The following is an 18,256-nucleotide window of genomic DNA, read 5'->3' as shown; positions in this document are numbered from 1 at the left end:
CCCGCGGATCCAGACATGAGCCAAGCACAGCCTTCCCTCCGCGACGCGGATCAGTTCGACTATGTGATCGTGGGATCCGGCGCGGCCGGCTCCATCCTGGCCAACCGCCTGAGCGCGGACGGCTCGACGGTCTGCGTGCTGGAGGCCGGCCCGCCGGACCGCAGTCCCTACCTGCACATACCCGCCGGCTTCATCAAGGCGGTCTTCAACAAGAAGTACGCCTGGCAGTTCTCCAGCGAAGGCACGGCGCAGACCAACGGACGGCGCGTGCCGATTCCGCAGGGCCGAACCTTGGGCGGGTCTACTTCCATCAACGGCCTGGTCTACAACCGCGGCCAGGCGGCCGACTTCGACCACTGGGCCGCGCTGGGCAATACCGGCTGGTCCTATGACGAGGTGCTGCCGTACTTCAAGTCCATGGAACGGCGCGTGGGCGGCGACGACCGCTACCGCGGCCGCAAGGGCGAACTGCCGGTCACGGACATAGACTGGATCCACCCGCTGTGCGAGGCCTTCATCGCCGGCGCGGTGGAACAGGGCATCCCGCGCAACCCCGACTACAACGGCGCGGATCAGGCCGGCGTGGGCTACTTCCAGCGCACCATCGACCGCGGCTGGCGCATGAGCACGGCCAAGTGCTTCCTCAAGCCCGCCATGGGCCGCAAGAACCTGGAAGTGCGTACCTACGCGCAGGCAACCCGCATCCTGTTCGATGGCGGCAAGGCTGCTGGCGTGGCCTATTGCCACCCGGCCCACCCTTCGCAGGTCCGCGCGGTGCGCGCGCGCCGCGAAGTGATCGTGTCCTGCGGCGCAATCAACACGCCCAAGCTGCTGCAGCTGTCGGGCCTGGGACCGGCGGACCTGCTGCGCCAGCACAACATCGACGTGGTGTGCGACCTGCCGGGCGTGGGGGAAAACCTGAGCGACCACTATTCGGTGCGGGTCGTGGCGCGCGTGAAGAACAGCCAGACCATGAACCAGCTGGTCAAGGGCCTGAGCCTGGCCGGCCAGATCAGCCGCTGGATGATGAAGCGTCCCAGCATCATGGCGCTGAGCCCGTCGCTGCTGCATTACTTCTGGAAGTCCACGCCTGACCTCGCCTTGCCTGACCTGCAGGGCGTGTTCACGCCCGCCAGCTACAAGGAAGGCTATGTGGGCATGCTGGATGACTTCCCCGGCATGACCGCGGGCGTCTGGCAGCACCGGCCCGAGAGCCGCGGCCAGGTGCGCATCCGTTCGGCGGACCCGCTGCAGGACCCCGTGATCCTGGCCAACTACCTCGAAAACGAGCGCGACCAGATGACGCTGGTACGCGGCATCCGATTGGCGCGTCAGCTGCTGCGTTCGCAAGCGCTTTCGCAGTATTTCGACAGCGAAGTGCTGCCCGGTCCGCTGTGCGAATCCGACTCCGAATTGCTGGACTTCGCGCGCCGCTATGGCGTGTCGTCGTATCACGTCAACGGCACTGCCCGCATGGGCCAGGCCGGTGACAAGTACGCAGTGGTCGACCCGCAGTTGCGGGTGCACGGCGTGGGCAATCTGCGCGTCATCGATTCCTCGGTGATGCCGGCCATGCCGTCGGCCAACATCTGCGCGGCCACGATGATGATCGGCAACAAGGCCGCCGACCTCATCAAACAATCCTGAATTGCCAATCAGCGGTCACCAGAGTGATCCAGAAGGAGACAAGATGTACTTCAAGCATTTCCCCAAGACCATGAAGTCCCTGCTGCTGGCGGCGGCGCTGGCGGGCGCCAGCGGCGCCGCGCTGGCCGACGACATCAAGATCGGCTTCAACAGCGACATGTCGGCCACCGGCTCGGCGGACTTCGGCATTTCCGCGCTGGCCGGCGCGCGCCAGGCGGCCGATGAGCTGAACGCGGCTGGCGGCGTGCTGGGCAAGAAGGTCGTCATCGTCGAGCGCGATGATGTTGGCGCGCCGCCCAAGGCCATCCAGAACACCAACGAACTGGTCGACAACGTCAAGGTCAACGCCATGCTGGGCGGAGTCAACTCCGGCAACATGCTGGCCTGGCTGCACCTGGTGCAGCAGAAGAAGATTCCGACGATCTCGCCCGTGGCCACCGCCACCGACATCACCGGCCGCTACGCCAAGTCGCCCGCCAACTACGTGTTCCGCGTGTCCATGCGCGACCGCGACCAGATCGCGCTGCTGGCGGCCTACGCCGCCCGCGCCAGCAAGAACGGCAAGGTCGCCATCATCGCCGACACCACCGGCTACGGCCAGCAAGGCGCCAAGGACGCGGTCGAGATCCTGGCGCTGCACAAGATCACGCCCGTGGCCAACGAGAAGTTCGGTCCCAAGGACACGGACATGTCGTCGCAGCTGAACAAGATCAAGAGTTCGGGCGCCGACACGCTGATCGTCTACGCGCTGGCGGATTCCAACGCGCACGTCATGCGCAGCCTCGAGAAGATCAGCTACTTCCCGACCACGCTGGCTTCCTGGGCCAACCTGAGCTCGCCGTTCCTGCGCATCGCGGGTCCCGAGCTGGCCAGCAAGATGATCTTCACGGCGTCGATCACCGAAGACTCCTCGCCCGAGTCCAAGGCGCTGTATGACACGCTGATGAAGCGCGACGGCCGCGTGCCGACCTACGTCATGGCCGCGCAGGCCTATGACTCGGTCAAGCTCATCGCCGCCGCCATGGAGCAGGCCAAGTCGACCGAAGGCGAAGCCGTGCAAGCCGCGCTGCAGAACCTGGCGCAGGCCAAGGGCGTCATCAAGACCTACGAGAAGCCGTTCACAGCGGAAAGCCACGAAGCCCTGTCGGTGAAGGACTTCCGCCTGGTGCGCTGGATCGACGGCAAGGTGGTGTCGGTGGATGACGAATACACCCGCGCCATCAAGCCGGAAGACCTGAAGCTGTAAGAAGGCGCGGCAACGAGAAAGATCTCTCCCCGGTGCGCGGAGGCGCGCCGGGGAGTCGTCAATAGGGGGGCATCCAGCATGCAAATACTACAAGCCATCTTGAGCGGGCTGGCCATGGGCAGCGTCTATGCCCTGGTCGCGTTCGGGTTCAGCATCACGTACACCACGACCAAGACCTTCAACTTCGGACAGGGCGCATTCCTGGCGCTGGCCGGCCTGATCGGCATCAGCGCCATCCTGCTGGTCAGCCAGGGCAAGCTGATCGGTTTTCCGAATCCGGAGGACGTAACCTGGGGCACGTTCCTGTTCGCCCTGCTGGCCGCCATGCTGGTCCTGAGCCTGCTGGGCTACGTGCTCTACATCACCGCCATCCGCCACTTCGTGGGCGAGGCGGGGCTGTCCTGGGTGATGAGCACCATCGGCTTTGGCATCATCATCCAGAACCTGGCGCTGCTGGTCTGGGGCCCGGCGCCCATCGCGGTGGCGTCGCCGCTGGGCGAGGGCATCATCACGGTCCTGGGTACCGGCGTGCGGCCGCAGGAAATCCTGGTGTTCGGCACCACGCTGGCGCTGATGATCGTGTTCGACTGGGCCTTGCACAAGACCAAGATGGGCAAGGCGGTGCGCGCGGTCGCGTTCAGCAAGACCGCCGCCAGCCTGATGGGCATCAATGCCAACGCGGTTGCGATTGCCGTGTTCGCAATCAGTTCGGCGCTGGCCGCGATCGCCGGCGTCATGGTCGCGCCGATTGCCACCGCCTCGGTGTTCGTGGGCACGCTGCTGTCGCTCAAGGCCTTTTCGGCCGCAATCCTGGGCGGGCTGGAGAATCCGCGCGGCTGCATTTTTGGCGGCTTTCTGATCGGGCTGCTGGAATCGCTGATCGGCCTCTGGTATTCGAACCTGCGCGAGATCGCGGTGTTCGCGCTGATCATCGTGGTGCTGTATTTCCGCCCGGCCGGCATCCTCGGTCGCGTGCATGCGGAGAAAGTATGAAGCTCTCCAAAATCCTCGTTCCGCTGGTCATCGCGGCGCTTGCCATCGGCTACGCCTATTCGGGCCTGAATGACTTCTATCTGCTGATCCTGTTCAACATCGGGGTCTATTACATCGCTGCCACCGGCTTCAACATCCTGGTCGGCCAGACCGGGCAGAAGTCGCTGGGCCATGCCGGCCTGTTCGGCGTCGGCGCCTACACGGTGGCGCTCCTGACCGTGAACTACCAGGTCGATCCCTGGCTGGCGCTGGGCTGCGCCGCGGTTGTTTCAGCGGTCTTCGGCGTGGTGATCGCCATTCCGGCGCTGAAGGTCAAGGGGCCGAGCCTGGCGATGGTGACCATCGCCTTTGGCCTTCTGATCGAAAAGATCGTGTCCGAATGGACCGACGTGTTCAAGGGCCAGGAAGGCTTCTACGGCATCACCGGCCTGACCTTCGGCGGCGCCACGCTGGACAGCCGCCAGTGGGTGGTGGTGGTCGTGGTGTTGGGCCTGGCGCTGCACGCCATGACCTCGCTGCTGTTGAACGGCCGTTTCGGCCGCGGCTTCGCCGCGGTGCGCACGTCCGAGATTGCGGCGGAGAGCGTGGGCATCAGCGTTTACCGCTTCAAGATCCTGGCCTTCGCCATCAGCGCCATCACCTGCGGCATCGCGGGCGGCCTGGTGGCGCAGCAGAACCAGTACATCAATTCGGACTTCGTCAATTTCAACCTGTCGGTGTTCTTCCTGGTGCTGGTGCTGTTCGGCGGCCGCACGCCGGGGGGCTCTTTCCTGGGCGCGGTGGTGCTGACGGTGATCGACGCCATGCTGGCGCGCTGGCCGGAAGTGCAGCATTTCGCCTATGGTCTGATCCTGCTGTTCGCGCTGTACGCCATGCCGGAAGGGCTGGCGGGCCTGCTGGCCAAGGTGCTGCCCAAGCGCGGCCAGCGCGAGGCGCTGGCTGCCGAGGCGGGCGCCGCCGACTGGACGCCGGCGCCTCCTGCCGACCGCGGCGGCGCGGCGTCCGGCTTCCTGGAAGTGAAGGACCTGTACAAAGCCTTCGGCGGCGTGGTGCCTACCAACAAGGTGTCGTTCTCGCTGGAGCGCGGTTCCGTCGTGTCGCTGATCGGCCCCAATGGCGCCGGCAAGACCACCACCCTGAACCTGCTGTCTGGCCTGGTGGTGCCGGACGCCGGCAGCATCCGCTTCAAGAACCGCCAGATGGTCGGCTTGTCTCCCAATGAGATCGCTGCGTCCGGCATTGGCCGCACGTTCCAGAACCTGAAGCTGTTCGACGGGCTGAGCGCGCTGGAGAACGTGATGGTTGGCTTCTACCGGGTGCAGAAGTCCAGCTTCTTCTCCAACCTGCTGGGCTTGCCCGGCAGCCTGGCCGAAGAGCGGCGCATCCGCCGCCAGGCCTATGCCATTCTCCGGTTTTTCGAGCTGGATCGCTACGCGGACGATGCCGCCAACAGCCTGCCTTACGGCCTGCAGCGCCGCCTGGAAATCGCCCGCGCGGTGGCGGCCATGCCGGACCTGCTGTTGCTGGACGAGCCTGCCGCAGGCCTGAATCCAGCGGAAACCGACCAGCTTACGGACCTGATCGTGAAGCTCAAGAACATGGGCCTGACCATCCTGCTGATCGAGCACCACATGGATCTGGTCATGGCCATTTCCGACCATATCGTGGTGCTGGATTACGGCGTGAAGATCGCTTCGGGCCTGCCGAACCACATCCAGGAGAATCCGAAAGTCATCGAAGCCTACCTGGGCGCGCCGGCATAGGAGACCGCAATGAGCCGTTTACTGGACATCAAGAACCTGGCGGTCAGCTATGGCGCCGTCAATGCCCTGAAGCAGGTGTCGCTGCATGTGGACACGAACGAGATCGTGACCATCATCGGTGGCAACGGCGCGGGCAAGAGCACCATGATGCGCGCGCTGTCGGGCATCGAAAAATCCACTGGCGACATCGCGTTCGCCGGGCAGGATCTGGGCGGGATCAGCGCGCACAAGCGGGTGGGGCTGGGTATCGCCCACGTGCCGGAAGGGCGCCAGGTGTTCCCCGACCAGACCGTCTACGACAACCTGATGCTGGGTGCGTTCCTGCGCAAGGAATCGCCCGCTGAACTGGCTGCGGAGATCGAGCAGTGCTTTGCGATGTTCCCGCGCCTGAAGGAGCGCCGCGCGCAATACGCGGGCACGCTTTCTGGCGGCGAGCAGCAGATGCTGGCCATCTGCCGCGCCTTGATGAGCAAGCCGCGCATCCTGATGCTGGACGAGCCCTCGCTCGGACTGGCGCCGCTGATCGTGGCCGAGATCTTCAAGATCATCAAGTCGCTGAAAGAGCGCGGCATGACGATCCTGCTGGTCGAACAGATGGCCAACCAGGCGTTGGCGATCTCCGACCGCGCATATGTCCTGGAAGTGGGCTCCATCGTGATGGAGGGCACGGGCCAGGAGTTGTTGGCCAGCGAGCGCGTGCGCGAGGCCTATCTGGGCAAACACAAGAGCTGACGAGGCAATCATGTCATCCAAACCATTGAGCGGGATCCGAGTGCTGGAGTTGGGCCAGCTGATCGCCGGACCGTTCGCCGCCAAGATGCTGGGCGAATTCGGCGCCGAGGTCATCAAGATCGAACCGCCCGGCAAGGGCGATCCGCTACGCAACTGGCGCCTGATCCACGACGGCACTTCCGTCTGGTGGCAAGTGCAGTCGCGCAACAAGAAGTCGGTCAGCCTGGACCTGCGCAAGCCCGAGGCGCAGGACCTGATCCGGTCCCTGGTCAAGGACATCGACGTGGTGGTCGAGAACTTCAAGCCCGGCACCATGGAAGGCTGGGGCCTGGGCTGGGAAGAACTGCGCGCCATCAACCCGCGGCTGGTGATGCTGCGCGTGTCCGGCTACGGCCAGACGGGTCCGTACCGCGATCTGCCCGGGTTCGGCGCCATCGGCGAGGCCATGGGCGGCCTGCGCCACCTCAGCGGCGAGCCTGACCGCACGCCGGTGCGCGTGGGCGTGTCCATCGGCGATTCGCTGTCGGCGTTGCACGGCGTCATCGGCATCCTGCTGGCGCTGCGCGCGCGCGACCAGAATGGCACGGGTCAGATGATCGATGTGGCGCTGTATGAATCCGTCTTCAACATGATGGAGAGCCTGCTGCCCGAGTATTCGGTGTTCGGCGAGATCCGCCAGCCGGCCGGCAGCAGCCTGCCGGGCATCGCGCCCAGCAACGCCTACCGCTGCCAGGACAACAAGTACGTGCTGATCGCCGGCAATGGCGACAGCATCTTCAAGCGCCTGATGGGCGTGATCGGCCGGCCCGATCTGGCCGATGCGCCGGAACTGGCGAACAACGCCGGGCGCGTGAAGCACGTGGTCATGCTTGACGACGCGATTTCGCAATGGACCGGCCAGCATCCGCTGGACCTGGTGCTGGAGCGCTTGAATGACGGCCAGATTCCCGCGGGCAAGATCTATGACGTGGCCGATATCGCGGCCGACCCGCACTACCAGGCGCGCGGCATGATCCTGGACGGCACGCTGCCTGACGGCACGCCCGTGCAGGTGCCGGGCATCGTGCCCAAGCTGTCGGAAACTCCGGGCGAAGTGCGCAGCCCGGCGCCCGCCCTGGGCCAGGACACCGACCAGGTGCTGGCCGGGCTGGGCATAGGCGAGGCGCAGCGCCAGGACTGGCGCGCGCGCGGCATCATCTGAGGAAGGCAGCCATGAATGTGACCAACCCCGGAACCACTGCCAGCCGCCCGCGGCTGTACATCCAGGAAGTCGCGCCGCGCGACGGCTTCCAGAACGAAAAGCAGTTCATCGAAACCCAGGACAAGATTGCCTTCATCAACCGGCTGTCCGCCAGCGGATTCGCCAAGATCGAGGCCACGTCCTTTACCTCGCCCAAGGCCATTCCCGCCTTGCGCGACGCCGAGATCGTGATGCACGAGATCGAGCGCAATCCGGACGTCGTCTACACCGTGCTGGTGCCCAATGTGCGCGGTGCGCAGCGGGCGCTGGAGTGCAAGGTGGACGAGGTCAACCTGGTGATGTCGGTCAGCGAGACCCATAACCGCGCCAACCTGCGCATGACGCGGGAGCAGTCGTTCGAGCAATTGAGCGATGTGGTCAATGCGGTGCGCGGCAGCCGCGTCGCCATCAACGTGTCGCTGTCCACCGTGTTCGGCTGCCCGATGGAAGGCGACATCAATGCTTTCGAGGTGTTCGAACTGGTGGGACGCTTCGCGGCGCTGGGGGTGGACGGGGTGACGCTATGCGACACCACCGGCATGGCCTATCCCACGCAGGTCGGCAAAATCGGGCGCGAGGTCCGCAAGCTGTTCCCGGGACTGACCACCACCATGCACTTCCACAATACGCGCGGCATGGCGCTGGCCAATACGCTGATGGCCATCGAGGCCGGCATCGACCGCTTCGACGCATCGCTGGGCGGATTGGGCGGCTGCCCGTACGCGCCGGGGGCCAGCGGCAACGTCTGCACCGAGGAACTGGTGCACATGCTGGAACTGATGGGCTACGACACCGGCGTGGACCTGGACGCCATACTTGGCGTATCGGCGACCTTGCCCGCGCTGGTGGGGCACGACATCCCCAGCCAGCTGCTCAAGGCGGGACCGCGGCTGACCCTGCACCCGGCGCCCGACTTCGGCGCCTAGCGCTGCGGCGATGGCGGGGCGGGCGGTTGTGCTAATTTCCATGCATGCCGCCCGGTCCGGAGCCTCCGCCATGTTGAAGTTCGCCGCCAATCTTTCGATGATGTACACGGAACACGCGTTCCTGGACCGCTACGCGGCCGCTGCGGCGGACGGGTACGCCGGCGTGGAATGCATGTTTCCCTACGAGGCTCCGGCCGCCTTCGTGCGCGAACGCATGGACGCAGCCGGCGTGACGCAGGTGCTCTTCAACGCGCCGCCCGGCGTGGCCGCCCGCGGCGATCGCGGACTGGCCGCGCAACCGGGACGGCAGGCGGAATTCCAGGCGGGCATCGAACAGGCGCTGTCCTACGCTACCGCGCTGGCCTGCCCGAATCTCCATGTGATGGCGGGCCTGGTCCAACCCGGCGCATCGCGCGAGGCCATGCTGGATTGCTATCGCGAGAACCTGGACTGGGCCGCGCGCCAGGCGCGTTCGGCGGGCGTCACCGTGTTGATCGAACCCATCAACACCCGCGACATACCCGGCTATTTCCTGAACCGCCAGGACGAGGCGCATGCCGTGGTGCAGGCGGTCAATGCGTCCAACCTGAAAGTGCAGATGGATCTCTACCACTGCCAGATCGTCGAGGGCGACCTCACCATGAAGCTGCGCGAATACCTGCCCACGGGGCGGGTCGGCCATCTGCAGATCGCCGGCGTGCCGCTGCGGCAGGAGCCTGACCGTGGCGAACTGGACTATGGCTGGGTGTTCAATGTGCTGCGCGAACTGGAATACGGCGGCTGGATAGGCTGCGAGTACCGGCCGGCCGCCGGCACGTCGGCCGGCTTGCGCTGGCTTGCCGCCGCGCGCACCTGACGCCGGTCCTGATGCTTGGACTGCGGGTTTTTCCTGTGATGTGCGCCAGCGTCCTGCGTCCGATAATAAATCATTAATATGTTAAATAAATAGGCAGGCGAGGAGAGCGCACATGTTCAAAGGCATACTGCATCGCGCCTTGCTGGCGGCGGCGCTGGCAGGGGCTGCAATCGTCCCGGGCCAGGCTGCGGCGGCCGGGTTTCCCGATCATCCGATCCGCTGGCTGGTGCCGTTCAGCGCGGGCGGGGGTAGCGACATCGCCACCCGCATCGTCGCCAAGCACGTGGGCGACGCGCTGGGCCAGCCGGTGGTGGTGGAAAACCGTCCGGGCGCGGCCACCATCGTCGCCGCCCAGGAAACCGCCCGCGCCGCGCCTGACGGCTACACCCTGCTGACGGCGGGGATGAGCACCCTGGCGCTGAACCCCTGGCTGTATCAGAAGCTGCCCTACGATCCAGGGAAGGACCTGACCCCCGTTTCCACGCTCGTGTCGCTGCCCATCGTGCTGGTGGTGTCGCCCGACACCCAGATGCATACGCTGGCCGACGTGAAGGCATACCTCAAGCGCGACAAACCGGGCAGCTATGCGTCCCTGGGCGTGGGCAGCCCCCATCACCTGGCCATGGAGCTGTTCCTGGATACCGTCCAGGGCCGCGCCACGGCCATTCCCTACAAGGGCACGCCGCCCGCCCTGCAGGACGTGGCGTCCGGCGTGGTGCCGATGATGATGGCCGATCTGGCCGCCGCCCGCCCGCTGATCCAGGCGGGCAAGCTGCGCGCCATCGCGGTGCCGGCCGCGCAGCGCTCCGGGCAATTGCCCCAGGTGCCGACCTTCGCCGAGGCGGGCGGCCCGGCATTCGAGGCTGCTGCCTGGCAGGGCGTGGTGGCGCCCGCGGGCACGCCGGCCCCGGTGGTGGAGAAACTCAGCCGGGCCATCGAGCAGGCCTTGCGTTCGCCAGAGGTGGCCGAGCAATTGAAGCTGCAGGGCATGGAGCCCACGGGCAGCACGCCGCAGGCCTTCGCGGACTATGCGCGCAAGGAATACGAGCGTTGGGGCGCGGTGATCCGGAGCAAGAACATTTCCGCCAACTGACGGCGGACGGTAACAGCCGCCGCAAGGTGTAACCGGCGCGTTCGCGCCCGCGCCGCGGGCGTACGATAAAGACACGTATATCCTGCCCGGCAGCCCGGGCAAGGAGCACATCATGTCTCTGATCGTAGCAGCCCGGTTCGAGGGTTTCGAAGCGGCGAACGCCGCGGCCGAGCGCCTGTCCGCCAGCGGTTTTCCCGACTGGGACATCAATACCTTCTACGTCAATCCGGCCGGCGAGCACGGCCGCTACCCCTTGGGCGGCGACCGCCGTTCCGACCCGGACTCGGGACGCGCCGATATCGGCGCTTTTCTGGGGGCGGGCGGGGTGGGCGCAGGTTTCGCGGTGTTTGGCGGGTTCGTGATGTCCGAGATCAGCGATTCCACGCCACTGATCCTGGCCGCGGCCGGGGTCGGCGCCTATCTGGGATCGCTCTTCGGCGCGCTTTGGGTGACGGGCCACGGCAGCACCCAGCATGGCCACTTCAATCCTGATTCCCATGCCGAGATCCGGCAGGCCGGCGTGATGGTTGCCGTGCGCACGCGGCCGCAGCGCGAAATGCTGGCGTGCCGCATCCTGCGCGATGCCGGCGGCGCGGACGTGGAACACGCCAACGGCCGCTGGCGCAATAACCACTGGGAAGACTTCGATCCGCTGGCGCCGCCCCGACGCGAGATCGGATTCGGCTGAAGCGGCCTCGGGCGGCGGCGCGCGTCCGCGCTCAGTCCGGCGCGGGCGTGGGGGCGGTGTTTTGCCGGCGGGCGGTCGCCGCGCAGCCCGCGGAAGCGACGATGATCCCGCAGATGGCCAGCCATTGCGTTTGCGACAGCTGCTCGTTCAGTACGATCACGCCGGCCAGCGCGCCCATGGCGGGCTCCATACTGAGCAGCACGCCGAAGGTCTTTTGCGGCAGGCGCCGCAACGCCACCATTTCCAGCGAATAGGGCAAGGCGCTGGATAGCACGCCCACCGCGATGCCGGCCAGGATCAGGGTCGGATCCAGCAGGGCGGCGCCGGCATGCGCTGCACCTATGGGCAGCGCCACCAGCGTCGCCGCGGTCAGCCCAAGCGACGTGGCCTGTCCGCCATGCACGTTGCCGGCCATCTTGCCGAAGATGATGTAGAGCGCCCAGCACACCGCCGCACCCAGCGCAAAGGCGATGCCGACCGGATCCAGGTCATGCACCGATTGCCCCGTGGGAATCAGCAGCACCAGGCCGGCGATGGCGCAGCCGATCCAGACGAAGTCGATGGCGCGGCGCGACAGCGCCACCGCCAGGGTCAACGGGCCGATGAATTCGATGGCAATGGCCACGCCCAGAGGCAGCGTGCGCAAGGCCATGTAGAACAGCAGGTTCATGCAGGCCAGCGTCACGCCATACAGCGCGATCTTGGCCGCCGCCTGGCGCGTCAGCGGAAAGCGCCACGGGCGCCAGATCGCCACCAGGATCAGCGCGCCGATGGCGATGCGGTAGGCAGTCGTGCCCTGCGCGCCGACCATCGGGAAGAGGGACTTGGCGAACGAGGTGCCGACGCATAGCGAGGCCATCGCGCCGATCAACGACAGGATGGGGAGCAGGGTGGAGGACGACGCGTTGCGTCCGGTATTCAGGGTTGCGGCGGTCATGGCGATGGCGGAAAAGCGGAATGCGTAGGGAACGGCGGCAGGTTCAGGGCGTCAGGTGTGCGGCGGTGGAGTAAAGCACATACAGCGCCAGCCCAAGCATGACGGCGCCAAGCAGGCCTTGCTGCATGCGCAGGAACCAGGGATTGCGCCCCACCCAGCCGCGGATGCGCGAGGCGCCGTAGGCAAAGAAACTGCCGTAGGGCAGGCTCAACACTTTCATCGTCACGCCCAGCACCAGCATCTGCACCCAGACCGGCCCGTTGTCCGGCGTGGTGAACTGCGGCAGGAAGGCGATCATGAACAGCAACACCTTGGGGTTCAGCAGATTGGTCGTGAATCCTTGCCAGAAGGCGTCGCGCGCATCCCCGGGGCGTGCGGCCAGCGATACGTCGGCCGAGCGCGCGCAGCGGACGATGGCCTTGATGCCCAGGTAGCCCAGGTACAGGCCGCCAGCTGCCTTGATGCCCATGAACAGCGACGGAAACGCCTGCAGCACCGAGGCCAGGCCCAGCACCACCGCCGGCACCTGGATGAATCCGGCGGCGACGTTGCCCAGGACACTGTGGAAGGCGGGCCGGAAGCCCTGCGTCATGCCTCGGGACAGGGTCAGCGCCATGTCGGGGCCGGGCGTGAGCTTGAGCGCCGCGTCGGCGGCGAGGAACAGCAGGAAAAGCTGGAGTGACGGCATGATACGAGGGGCGGACGTACCCGCGGCGCGGGCAGAGGGCTCTCAGTGTAAGCAAGCCTGCTGAATAATTCCTGCATCGCGGGACGCGGAAATGAAGTTTCCCGTCAAAATGGGGCCGGATTCCGGCGCGGCCGGGCTTAGAATCTGTTGGCGAGCCCTTTCCAGCCCGTTTCCAGCCGTTCCGAGACCCTTATGGAACTAGACGATTTCGACCTCCAGATCCTGCAAAGCCTGCAGGAAGACAACCAGCGCACCAGCCAGGAAGTCGCGCAGCGCGTGAACCTGTCGCCGGTTTCCTGCCTGCGCCGCATGAAGCGGCTGCGCGAATCCAAGGTGGTGCTGGGTGACGTTTCCGTGGTCGATCCCGCCGCCGTGGGCCGCGGCATCATGATGGTCGTGCTGGTGACGCTGGAGAGCGAACGCGCCGACAAGCTCGACCAGTTCAAGCGCGCCATGCAGTCCGCGCCGGAAATCATGCAGTGCCTGTCGGTGACGGGCGAGGTGGACTTCGTCCTGACCATCACCATGCGCGACATGGCCGAATACGAGGCCTTCGCCCAGCGCAATTTCTGGGGCAATCCCAACGTCAAGCGCTTTTCCACGCTGGTGGTGCTGAACCGCGCCAAGTACGGCATGGCGGTGCCGGTGGGCTGATTTCCCCGTATGTTTTCTGCGCCGGAACGCGGCGCGTTTTCGCGACATCCAACCCCATAAGCAGGCAAGATTCCTGGCCATTCCGGCCGCGCCTGCATCGAGGGTTTGGGGGATGAGATGAAAGCGATTCAAGCAAGATGGTTATATGCGCTGGCCCTGGTGAGCTGCGGGGTATTTGCCCATGGCAACGGGCCGACGGATCCGCAGATCGCGGCGATCGTGGTGGTGGCCAACCAGGTCGACATCGACGCCGGCAAGCTGGCGCAGGATAAGACCGGCAACAAGGATGTCCGCGAGTTCGCCACGCTGATGGTGACCGACCATGCCGCCGTCAACAAGTCGGCCGACGCACTGGTGCAGAAGCTGAAGGTCACCCCCGAACCGAACCCGACCAGCGACAGCCTGCGGCAGGGCGGCGACAAGAACCTTGCCGCGCTCAAGGGCATGAACGGCGCCGCGTTCGACAAGGCTTATGTGGACCACGAAGTGGCCTATCACGAGGCGGTGATCCAGGCGCTGGACACGACCCTGATTCCGGGCGCCCACAACGCGGAGTTGAAAGCCTTGCTGGTCAAGGTGCGGCCCGCGTTCATCGCGCACCTGGAGCATGCCAAATCCCTGCAAAAGAGGCTCAACGGTGGCTGAAAGAACGACCCCCGGAGCGCGCGGGTCCGGACGCGCAAGCCTGGCCGCGCTGGCTGCGGCCGTGCTGCTGCTGGGCGGGTCGGCCGCCGCCCAGCAGAACCCGCCCGGCACCCAGCTGGCCGAACACGTGGTGACCATCGAAGGGATGCAGTTCACGCCCGCCGAGTTGACCGTCAAGCGGGGCGACAAGGTGACGTGGATCAACAAGGACCTGGTCCCGCATACCGCCACCGCCGTTTCCAAGGCGTTCGACTCAGGGCTTATCGCCGCCGGCGCCTCCTGGACCTACACTGCGCGTGAGGAGGGCAGCAGCGCCTATGTCTGCCTGTTCCATCCGACGATGCAGGGCACCTTGATTGCGCAATGACGCATGGCGGAGGTCACACTCATGACTGCACTTGCGGCGCTGGCGGCACCGCCTACCGAGGATGAAGACCTGGCGCTCGCGCATCGCATCGCGGCGGGCGAGCAGACCGCGTTCGAATTGATGATGCGGCGGCACAACCGGCGGCTCTACCGCCTGGCGCGCGCCACCCTGCGCAACGATGCCGACGCCGAAGATGCCTTGCAGGAAGCCTACCTGGCAGCCTATCGGAACATGGCCGCGTTCCGCGGCGAGTCGACGCTGTACACCTGGCTGACACGGCTCTTGCTCAACGAATGCTACGGCCGGCTGCGCAAGCACAACCGCCGCGAGGCGCTGTTGCCCATCGCCGACGACATCGAGAAAGAGGTTGATGCGATGACCATCAACGACTTCAACCCGCCTTACCACGCCGCTGCCCGAGCCGAGCTCAGGGGCCTGCTCGAAGCGCGGCTGGACGCCTTGCCGGTCTCGTTCCGGACCGTGTTCGTGCTGCGCTCGGTCGAGGAACTGTCCGTCGAGGAAACGGCGCACTGCCTGGGCATTCCCGAGGCCACCGTCCGCAGCCGCCATTTCCGGGCCAATGCGCTGCTGCGGGAAGCGCTGGCGCGAGATGTGGGGGTGGTGGAGAAGAGTTTGTTTGAGTTTGACGGGGATGATTGCGACAGGGTGGTGGCGGGGACGCTGGCGCGGTTGGGTGAGTGTTCCAAAAGCTAGGTAAATTTTGATAAGTACCGACTTGTTGGAACAACTCGTAGGCGCGGACGAACGACGTCAAGTAAAGAGATTTCCCTGCAGTGTGGGGCGCTTATTTTTCGCCCCGCAACCTCAACGCATTGAATATCACCGAAGCCGAACTCAAACTCATCGCCAGCGCCGCGATCATCGGCGACAGCAGCCAACCCGTGAACGGATACAGGACGCCCGCCGCTATCGGCACGCCGATGCCGTTGTAGACAAAGGCGAACATCAGGTTCTGCCGCATGTTGCGCACGGTGTCGATCGAGATCTGGCGCGAGGCGGCGATGCCGCGCAGGTCGCCCTTGACCAGGGTCACCTGGCCGCTGTTCATGGCTACATCGGTGCCCGTGCCCATGGCCACGCCCACGTCGGCGCGCGCCAGCGCGGGGGCGTCGTTGATGCCGTCGCCCGCCATCGCCACCACGTGGCCGTCCTTCTGCAGTTTTTCCACCAGCGCCAGCTTGTCGGCCGGCTTGACCTCGCCGTGCACCTCGTCGATGCGCAGCGCGGCGCCGACGGCGCGGGCGGTGGTCAGGCCGTCGCCTGTCGCCATCACGATGCGCAGGCCGCTGTCGTGCAGGTTCTGGATGGCTTCATGCGTGCTGGGCTTGATCGGGTCGGTCACCGCCAGGATGCCGGCGAACTGGCCGTCCACGGCCAAATGCATGATGCTGGCGCCTTCGCCGCGCAGGCGCTCGCCGTCCGCGCGCAGCGCGTCCACCCGCACGCCTTCCTGCTCCATCAGGGCGGTGTTGCCCAGCGCCAGGCGCTTGCCTTCCACCGTGCCGCGCACGCCTATGCCGCTGCCGGAATCGAAGTCCCCGGCCTTGGCCAGCGCCAGGCCCTGGGCGCGCGCCGCGCTGACGATGGCGTCGGCCAGCGGGTGTTCGCTGCCCTGGTCCAGGCTGGCCGCCAGGCGCAGCACTTCGTCGGGCGTATATCCGGGGGCGGCGATCGCGGTGTCGAAGGCTGGCTTGCCTTCGGTGAGCGTTCCGGTCTTGTCCACGATCAGCGTGTCCACCTCGCGCATTTTCTCGATCGCGCCAGCGTCGCGGAACAGCACGCCCTGCGCCGCGGCGCGGCCCGTGGCCACCATGACCGACATGGGCGTGGCCAGCCCCAGCGCGCAGGGGCAAGCGATGATCAGCACCGCGACCGCGTTGATCAGGCCGTACACCCAGCTAGGCTCCGGCCCGAAAAAGCCCCACACCAGCAGCGTGGAGATCGCCACCAGCACCACGGCAATGACGAACTTGCCCGCCACCACGTCCGCCATGCGCTGCATGGGCGCCTTGGAGCGCTGGGCGTTGGCGACCATCTGCACGATCTGCGCCAGCATGGTGGCTGCGCCGACCTTTTCCGATCGCATCACCAGGGTGCCGCTGGTGTTGAGGGTGGCGCCGATCAGCTTGTCGTTCTCGCGCTTGCTGACGGGCACGGGCTCGCCGGTAAGCATGGACTCGTCCACGGCGCTGCGGCCTTCGGTGACGACGCCGTCCACCGGGATCTTCTCGCCGGGCCGCACGCGCAGCAGGTCGCCCACATGCACATGGTTCAGCGGCACGTCTTCCTCGCTGCCGTCAGCGTTGATACGCCGCGCCGTCTTGGGCGCCAGGCCGAGCAAGGCCTTGATCGCGGCGGACGTCTGCGAACGCGCCTTCAGCTCCAGGATCTGTCCCAGCATGGTCAGCGAAATGATGACCACGGCGGCTTCGAAGTACACCGCCACGCGGCCCATCGATACAAAGGAATCCGGGAATACTCCCGGCGCCAGCGTGGCGACCACGCTGTAGATGAAAGCCGCCGCCGTGCCCAGGCTGATCAAGGTCCACATGTTCGGGCTGCGATGCACAAGGGATTGCCAGCCGCGCACGAAGAAGGGCCAACCCGTCCAGAACACCACCGGCAGGGATAGCGCCAGCTCCAGCCAGCTCTGGGTCGCCATGTCGAACCAGCCCAGACGATGGCCGAACATGGCCATCACGGCGACGATGAGGGTCAGGGGCAACGTCCACCAGAAGCGGCGCTGAAAGTCCTTGAGTTCGCTGTTGTCTTCCTCGTCCAGCGGGATGAGCGGTTCGAGCGTCATGCCGCATTTGGGGCAGTTCCCGGGGTGATCCTGGCGGATCTCCGGGTGCATGGGGCAGGTGTAGATCGTGCCCGCGGGGACATCGGTGGGGGCATCGGCGGGCGCGGCTGGAAGCGCGGTGGCATCGTCGTGGCCCGCGTGGCGCTTGCCGTGACCGTGATGCTGGTGCGCATCATGGCCGCCGTATGCATGCGCAGCCTGATCCTCTGGCTGTCCCTGCGGCACCAGATGCATCTGGCACTTCGGACAGCGTCCCGGATGGTCCTGGCGGATTTCCGGGTGCATGGGACACACGTAGAGCGTGCCGTCTTTCGATGCCGCGTCGCCGTGACGAGAGTGATTCATACCCATCCCTTTCGAGTACTGGTGTGATCCTTCGTGCGCCTATTATGCCCAGGCTGGGGTGTTTGCGGCGCAACCGCTGGCCGCAGTGGTATCGCCGCGGAGCCGGCCGCAGCGATGGCCCATGGCGATCAGCCCTTGGCCGCCGGGGAAGTCGCGGGTTCCGCCGCCGAGGGTGCATCACCCGCCGGGTTCATCATCGATCCCATCATCTGGCGGCAACCTTGCATGTCGGCGCCATTGGCGGGCATGGACTTCATGTGGGCGGCCATCAAGGCCTGGCGCTCTTCGGGCGTCTGGGCGGCGGCCATTTTCTGGTGCATGCCGTTCATGGCCTGCATGTGCGCCTCCATGTTCTTCATCATGCCGGCGTCCGGCGCCATTTGCGGCTTCGTGGCCGATTCGCCCGCCGCAGGCGACGCGGGATGATGCGTGGCATGGTCGCCGTTCCCCGCCTGCGCGTGGGCCGCGCCGAGTAATCCCAGGCTCAACGCGCACGCGCTGAACAAGGTGGTCAGGGTCTTCATGGTCAGCTCCTTTCTGTGGTCTGGAAGTGCATTAACTCCAGTTTGGAGTGCTGACCGGGGCGAGGAGGTTACGCGCGGATTACTT

General features: G+C 66.0%; 18 protein-coding genes. 14 read left to right on the top strand and 4 right to left on the bottom strand.

What is annotated here, in order from left to right; all coding sequences use genetic code 11:
- The first annotated feature begins 15 nt into the window (after nt 1-15).
- The 10 genes from HV766_RS25010 to HV766_RS24965 all read left to right on the top strand — a co-directional run bounded on the left by HV766_RS25010 (nt 16) and on the right by HV766_RS24965 (nt 11,184).
- The gene (locus tag HV766_RS25010) at nt 16-1,647 is read left to right on the top strand and encodes a GMC family oxidoreductase (protein ID WP_175182024.1); all 1,632 of its coding nucleotides are present in this window, start codon (nt 16-18) and stop codon (nt 1,645-1,647) included.
- Nucleotides 1,648-1,690: 43 nt separating this feature from the next.
- Nucleotides 1,691-2,893: an ABC transporter substrate-binding protein gene (locus tag HV766_RS25005; protein ID WP_054457647.1), complete on the top strand. Its 1,203-nt coding sequence runs from the start codon at nt 1,691-1,693 to the stop codon at nt 2,891-2,893.
- A gap of 78 nt (nt 2,894-2,971) precedes the next feature.
- The gene (locus tag HV766_RS25000; RefSeq protein ID WP_082401234.1) at nt 2,972-3,886 is read left to right on the top strand and encodes a branched-chain amino acid ABC transporter permease; all 915 of its coding nucleotides are present in this window, start codon (nt 2,972-2,974) and stop codon (nt 3,884-3,886) included.
- Complete coding sequence (locus HV766_RS24995; protein ID WP_119450252.1) at nt 3,883-5,649, top strand: branched-chain amino acid ABC transporter ATP-binding protein/permease; 1,767 nt, start codon at nt 3,883-3,885, stop codon at nt 5,647-5,649. Before HV766_RS25000 ends, HV766_RS24995 begins: the two co-directional genes overlap by 4 nt.
- Before the next feature lie 9 nt (nt 5,650-5,658).
- The gene (locus HV766_RS24990) at nt 5,659-6,381 is read left to right on the top strand and encodes an ABC transporter ATP-binding protein (protein WP_054457644.1); all 723 of its coding nucleotides are present in this window, start codon (nt 5,659-5,661) and stop codon (nt 6,379-6,381) included.
- A 10-nt stretch (nt 6,382-6,391) separates the two neighbouring features.
- Nucleotides 6,392-7,582 (top strand): CaiB/BaiF CoA transferase family protein, encoded by a 1,191-nt coding sequence (locus HV766_RS24985; protein WP_054457643.1) that lies wholly within the window; start codon nt 6,392-6,394, stop codon nt 7,580-7,582.
- Nucleotides 7,583-7,593: 11 nt separating this feature from the next.
- Nucleotides 7,594-8,547, top strand: coding sequence for a hydroxymethylglutaryl-CoA lyase (locus HV766_RS24980; RefSeq protein WP_054457642.1), 954 nt, complete (start codon nt 7,594-7,596; stop codon nt 8,545-8,547).
- 70 nt (nt 8,548-8,617) lie between these two features.
- Complete coding sequence (gene otnI, locus HV766_RS24975) at nt 8,618-9,403, top strand: 2-oxo-tetronate isomerase (protein WP_054457641.1); 786 nt, start codon at nt 8,618-8,620, stop codon at nt 9,401-9,403.
- Nucleotides 9,404-9,515: 112 nt separating this feature from the next.
- The gene (locus HV766_RS24970; RefSeq protein WP_054457640.1) at nt 9,516-10,496 is read left to right on the top strand and encodes a Bug family tripartite tricarboxylate transporter substrate binding protein; all 981 of its coding nucleotides are present in this window, start codon (nt 9,516-9,518) and stop codon (nt 10,494-10,496) included.
- Nucleotides 10,497-10,608: 112 nt separating this feature from the next.
- Nucleotides 10,609-11,184 carry a hypothetical protein gene (locus HV766_RS24965; RefSeq protein WP_054457639.1) on the top strand — a complete coding sequence of 192 codons (576 nt, stop codon included), beginning with the start codon at nt 10,609-10,611 and terminating at the stop codon, nt 11,182-11,184.
- Nucleotides 11,185-11,215: 31 nt separating this feature from the next.
- Here HV766_RS24965 and HV766_RS24960 read toward each other — a convergent pair whose 3' ends face one another.
- On the bottom strand, nt 11,216-12,121 hold the full coding sequence (locus HV766_RS24960; RefSeq protein ID WP_082401233.1) for an EamA family transporter: 906 nt from the start codon (nt 12,119-12,121) through the stop codon (nt 11,216-11,218).
- Between the two features lie 43 nt (nt 12,122-12,164).
- On the bottom strand, nt 12,165-12,809 hold the full coding sequence (locus HV766_RS24955) for a LysE family translocator (RefSeq protein ID WP_082401232.1): 645 nt from the start codon (nt 12,807-12,809) through the stop codon (nt 12,165-12,167).
- A gap of 192 nt (nt 12,810-13,001) precedes the next feature.
- On the opposite strand from HV766_RS24955, the gene HV766_RS24950 reads away from it, so the two are divergent.
- The 4 genes from HV766_RS24950 to HV766_RS24935 all read left to right on the top strand — a co-directional run bounded on the left by HV766_RS24950 (nt 13,002) and on the right by HV766_RS24935 (nt 15,189).
- Complete coding sequence (locus HV766_RS24950; RefSeq protein WP_054457638.1) at nt 13,002-13,463, top strand: Lrp/AsnC family transcriptional regulator; 462 nt, start codon at nt 13,002-13,004, stop codon at nt 13,461-13,463.
- Nucleotides 13,464-13,580: 117 nt separating this feature from the next.
- Complete coding sequence (locus HV766_RS24945) at nt 13,581-14,108, top strand: DUF4142 domain-containing protein (RefSeq protein WP_175182023.1); 528 nt, start codon at nt 13,581-13,583, stop codon at nt 14,106-14,108.
- On the top strand, nt 14,101-14,475 hold the full coding sequence (locus HV766_RS24940) for a cupredoxin domain-containing protein (RefSeq protein WP_302476948.1): 375 nt from the start codon (nt 14,101-14,103) through the stop codon (nt 14,473-14,475). Before HV766_RS24945 ends, HV766_RS24940 begins: the two co-directional genes overlap by 8 nt.
- 21 nt (nt 14,476-14,496) lie before the next feature.
- A complete protein-coding gene (locus tag HV766_RS24935) occupies nt 14,497-15,189 on the top strand; it encodes an RNA polymerase sigma factor (protein ID WP_175182021.1) in 693 nt (230 codons plus the stop codon).
- A gap of 91 nt (nt 15,190-15,280) precedes the next feature.
- Here the strand turns inward: HV766_RS24935 and HV766_RS24930 are convergent, their stop codons facing one another.
- Together HV766_RS24930 and HV766_RS24925 are read right to left on the bottom strand one after the other, a co-directional pair.
- Nucleotides 15,281-17,647: a copper-transporting P-type ATPase gene (locus tag HV766_RS24930; protein ID WP_370540029.1), complete on the bottom strand. Its 2,367-nt coding sequence runs from the start codon at nt 17,645-17,647 to the stop codon at nt 15,281-15,283.
- Nucleotides 17,648-17,775: 128 nt separating this feature from the next.
- On the bottom strand, nt 17,776-18,171 hold the full coding sequence (locus tag HV766_RS24925) for a hypothetical protein (protein ID WP_175182012.1): 396 nt from the start codon (nt 18,169-18,171) through the stop codon (nt 17,776-17,778).
- Nucleotides 18,172-18,256 lie beyond the last annotated feature (85 nt).

The organism is Achromobacter aegrifaciens (assembly GCF_902859735.1).
Taxonomy (GTDB): Bacteria; Pseudomonadota; Gammaproteobacteria; order Burkholderiales; family Burkholderiaceae_B; genus Achromobacter; species Achromobacter aegrifaciens.
This window is presented reverse-complemented; position numbering and strand designations above follow the sequence as displayed.

Bases quoted from the DNA above. Each gene is read 5' to 3' on its own strand.
- HV766_RS25010 (WP_175182024.1), top strand. From the start codon at position 16: ATGAGCCAAGCACAGCCTTCCCTCCGCGACGCGGATCAGTTCGACTAT.
- HV766_RS25005 (WP_054457647.1), top strand. From the start codon at position 1,691: ATGTACTTCAAGCATTTCCCCAAGACCATGAAGTCCCTGCTGCTGGCG.
- HV766_RS25000 (WP_082401234.1), top strand. From the start codon at position 2,972: ATGCAAATACTACAAGCCATCTTGAGCGGGCTGGCCATGGGCAGCGTC.
- HV766_RS24995 (WP_119450252.1), top strand. From the start codon at position 3,883: ATGAAGCTCTCCAAAATCCTCGTTCCGCTGGTCATCGCGGCGCTTGCC.
- HV766_RS24990 (WP_054457644.1), top strand. From the start codon at position 5,659: ATGAGCCGTTTACTGGACATCAAGAACCTGGCGGTCAGCTATGGCGCC.
- HV766_RS24985 (WP_054457643.1), top strand. From the start codon at position 6,392: ATGTCATCCAAACCATTGAGCGGGATCCGAGTGCTGGAGTTGGGCCAG.
- HV766_RS24980 (WP_054457642.1), top strand. From the start codon at position 7,594: ATGAATGTGACCAACCCCGGAACCACTGCCAGCCGCCCGCGGCTGTAC.
- otnI (WP_054457641.1), top strand. From the start codon at position 8,618: ATGTTGAAGTTCGCCGCCAATCTTTCGATGATGTACACGGAACACGCG.
- HV766_RS24970 (WP_054457640.1), top strand. From the start codon at position 9,516: ATGTTCAAAGGCATACTGCATCGCGCCTTGCTGGCGGCGGCGCTGGCA.
- HV766_RS24965 (WP_054457639.1), top strand. From the start codon at position 10,609: ATGTCTCTGATCGTAGCAGCCCGGTTCGAGGGTTTCGAAGCGGCGAAC.
- HV766_RS24960 (WP_082401233.1), bottom strand. From the start codon at position 12,121: ATGACCGCCGCAACCCTGAATACCGGACGCAACGCGTCGTCCTCCACC.
- HV766_RS24955 (WP_082401232.1), bottom strand. From the start codon at position 12,809: ATGCCGTCACTCCAGCTTTTCCTGCTGTTCCTCGCCGCCGACGCGGCG.
- HV766_RS24950 (WP_054457638.1), top strand. From the start codon at position 13,002: ATGGAACTAGACGATTTCGACCTCCAGATCCTGCAAAGCCTGCAGGAA.
- HV766_RS24945 (WP_175182023.1), top strand. From the start codon at position 13,581: ATGAAAGCGATTCAAGCAAGATGGTTATATGCGCTGGCCCTGGTGAGC.
- HV766_RS24935 (WP_175182021.1), top strand. From the start codon at position 14,497: ATGACTGCACTTGCGGCGCTGGCGGCACCGCCTACCGAGGATGAAGAC.
- HV766_RS24930 (WP_370540029.1), bottom strand. From the start codon at position 17,647: ATGAATCACTCTCGTCACGGCGACGCGGCATCGAAAGACGGCACGCTC.
- HV766_RS24925 (WP_175182012.1), bottom strand. From the start codon at position 18,171: ATGAAGACCCTGACCACCTTGTTCAGCGCGTGCGCGTTGAGCCTGGGA.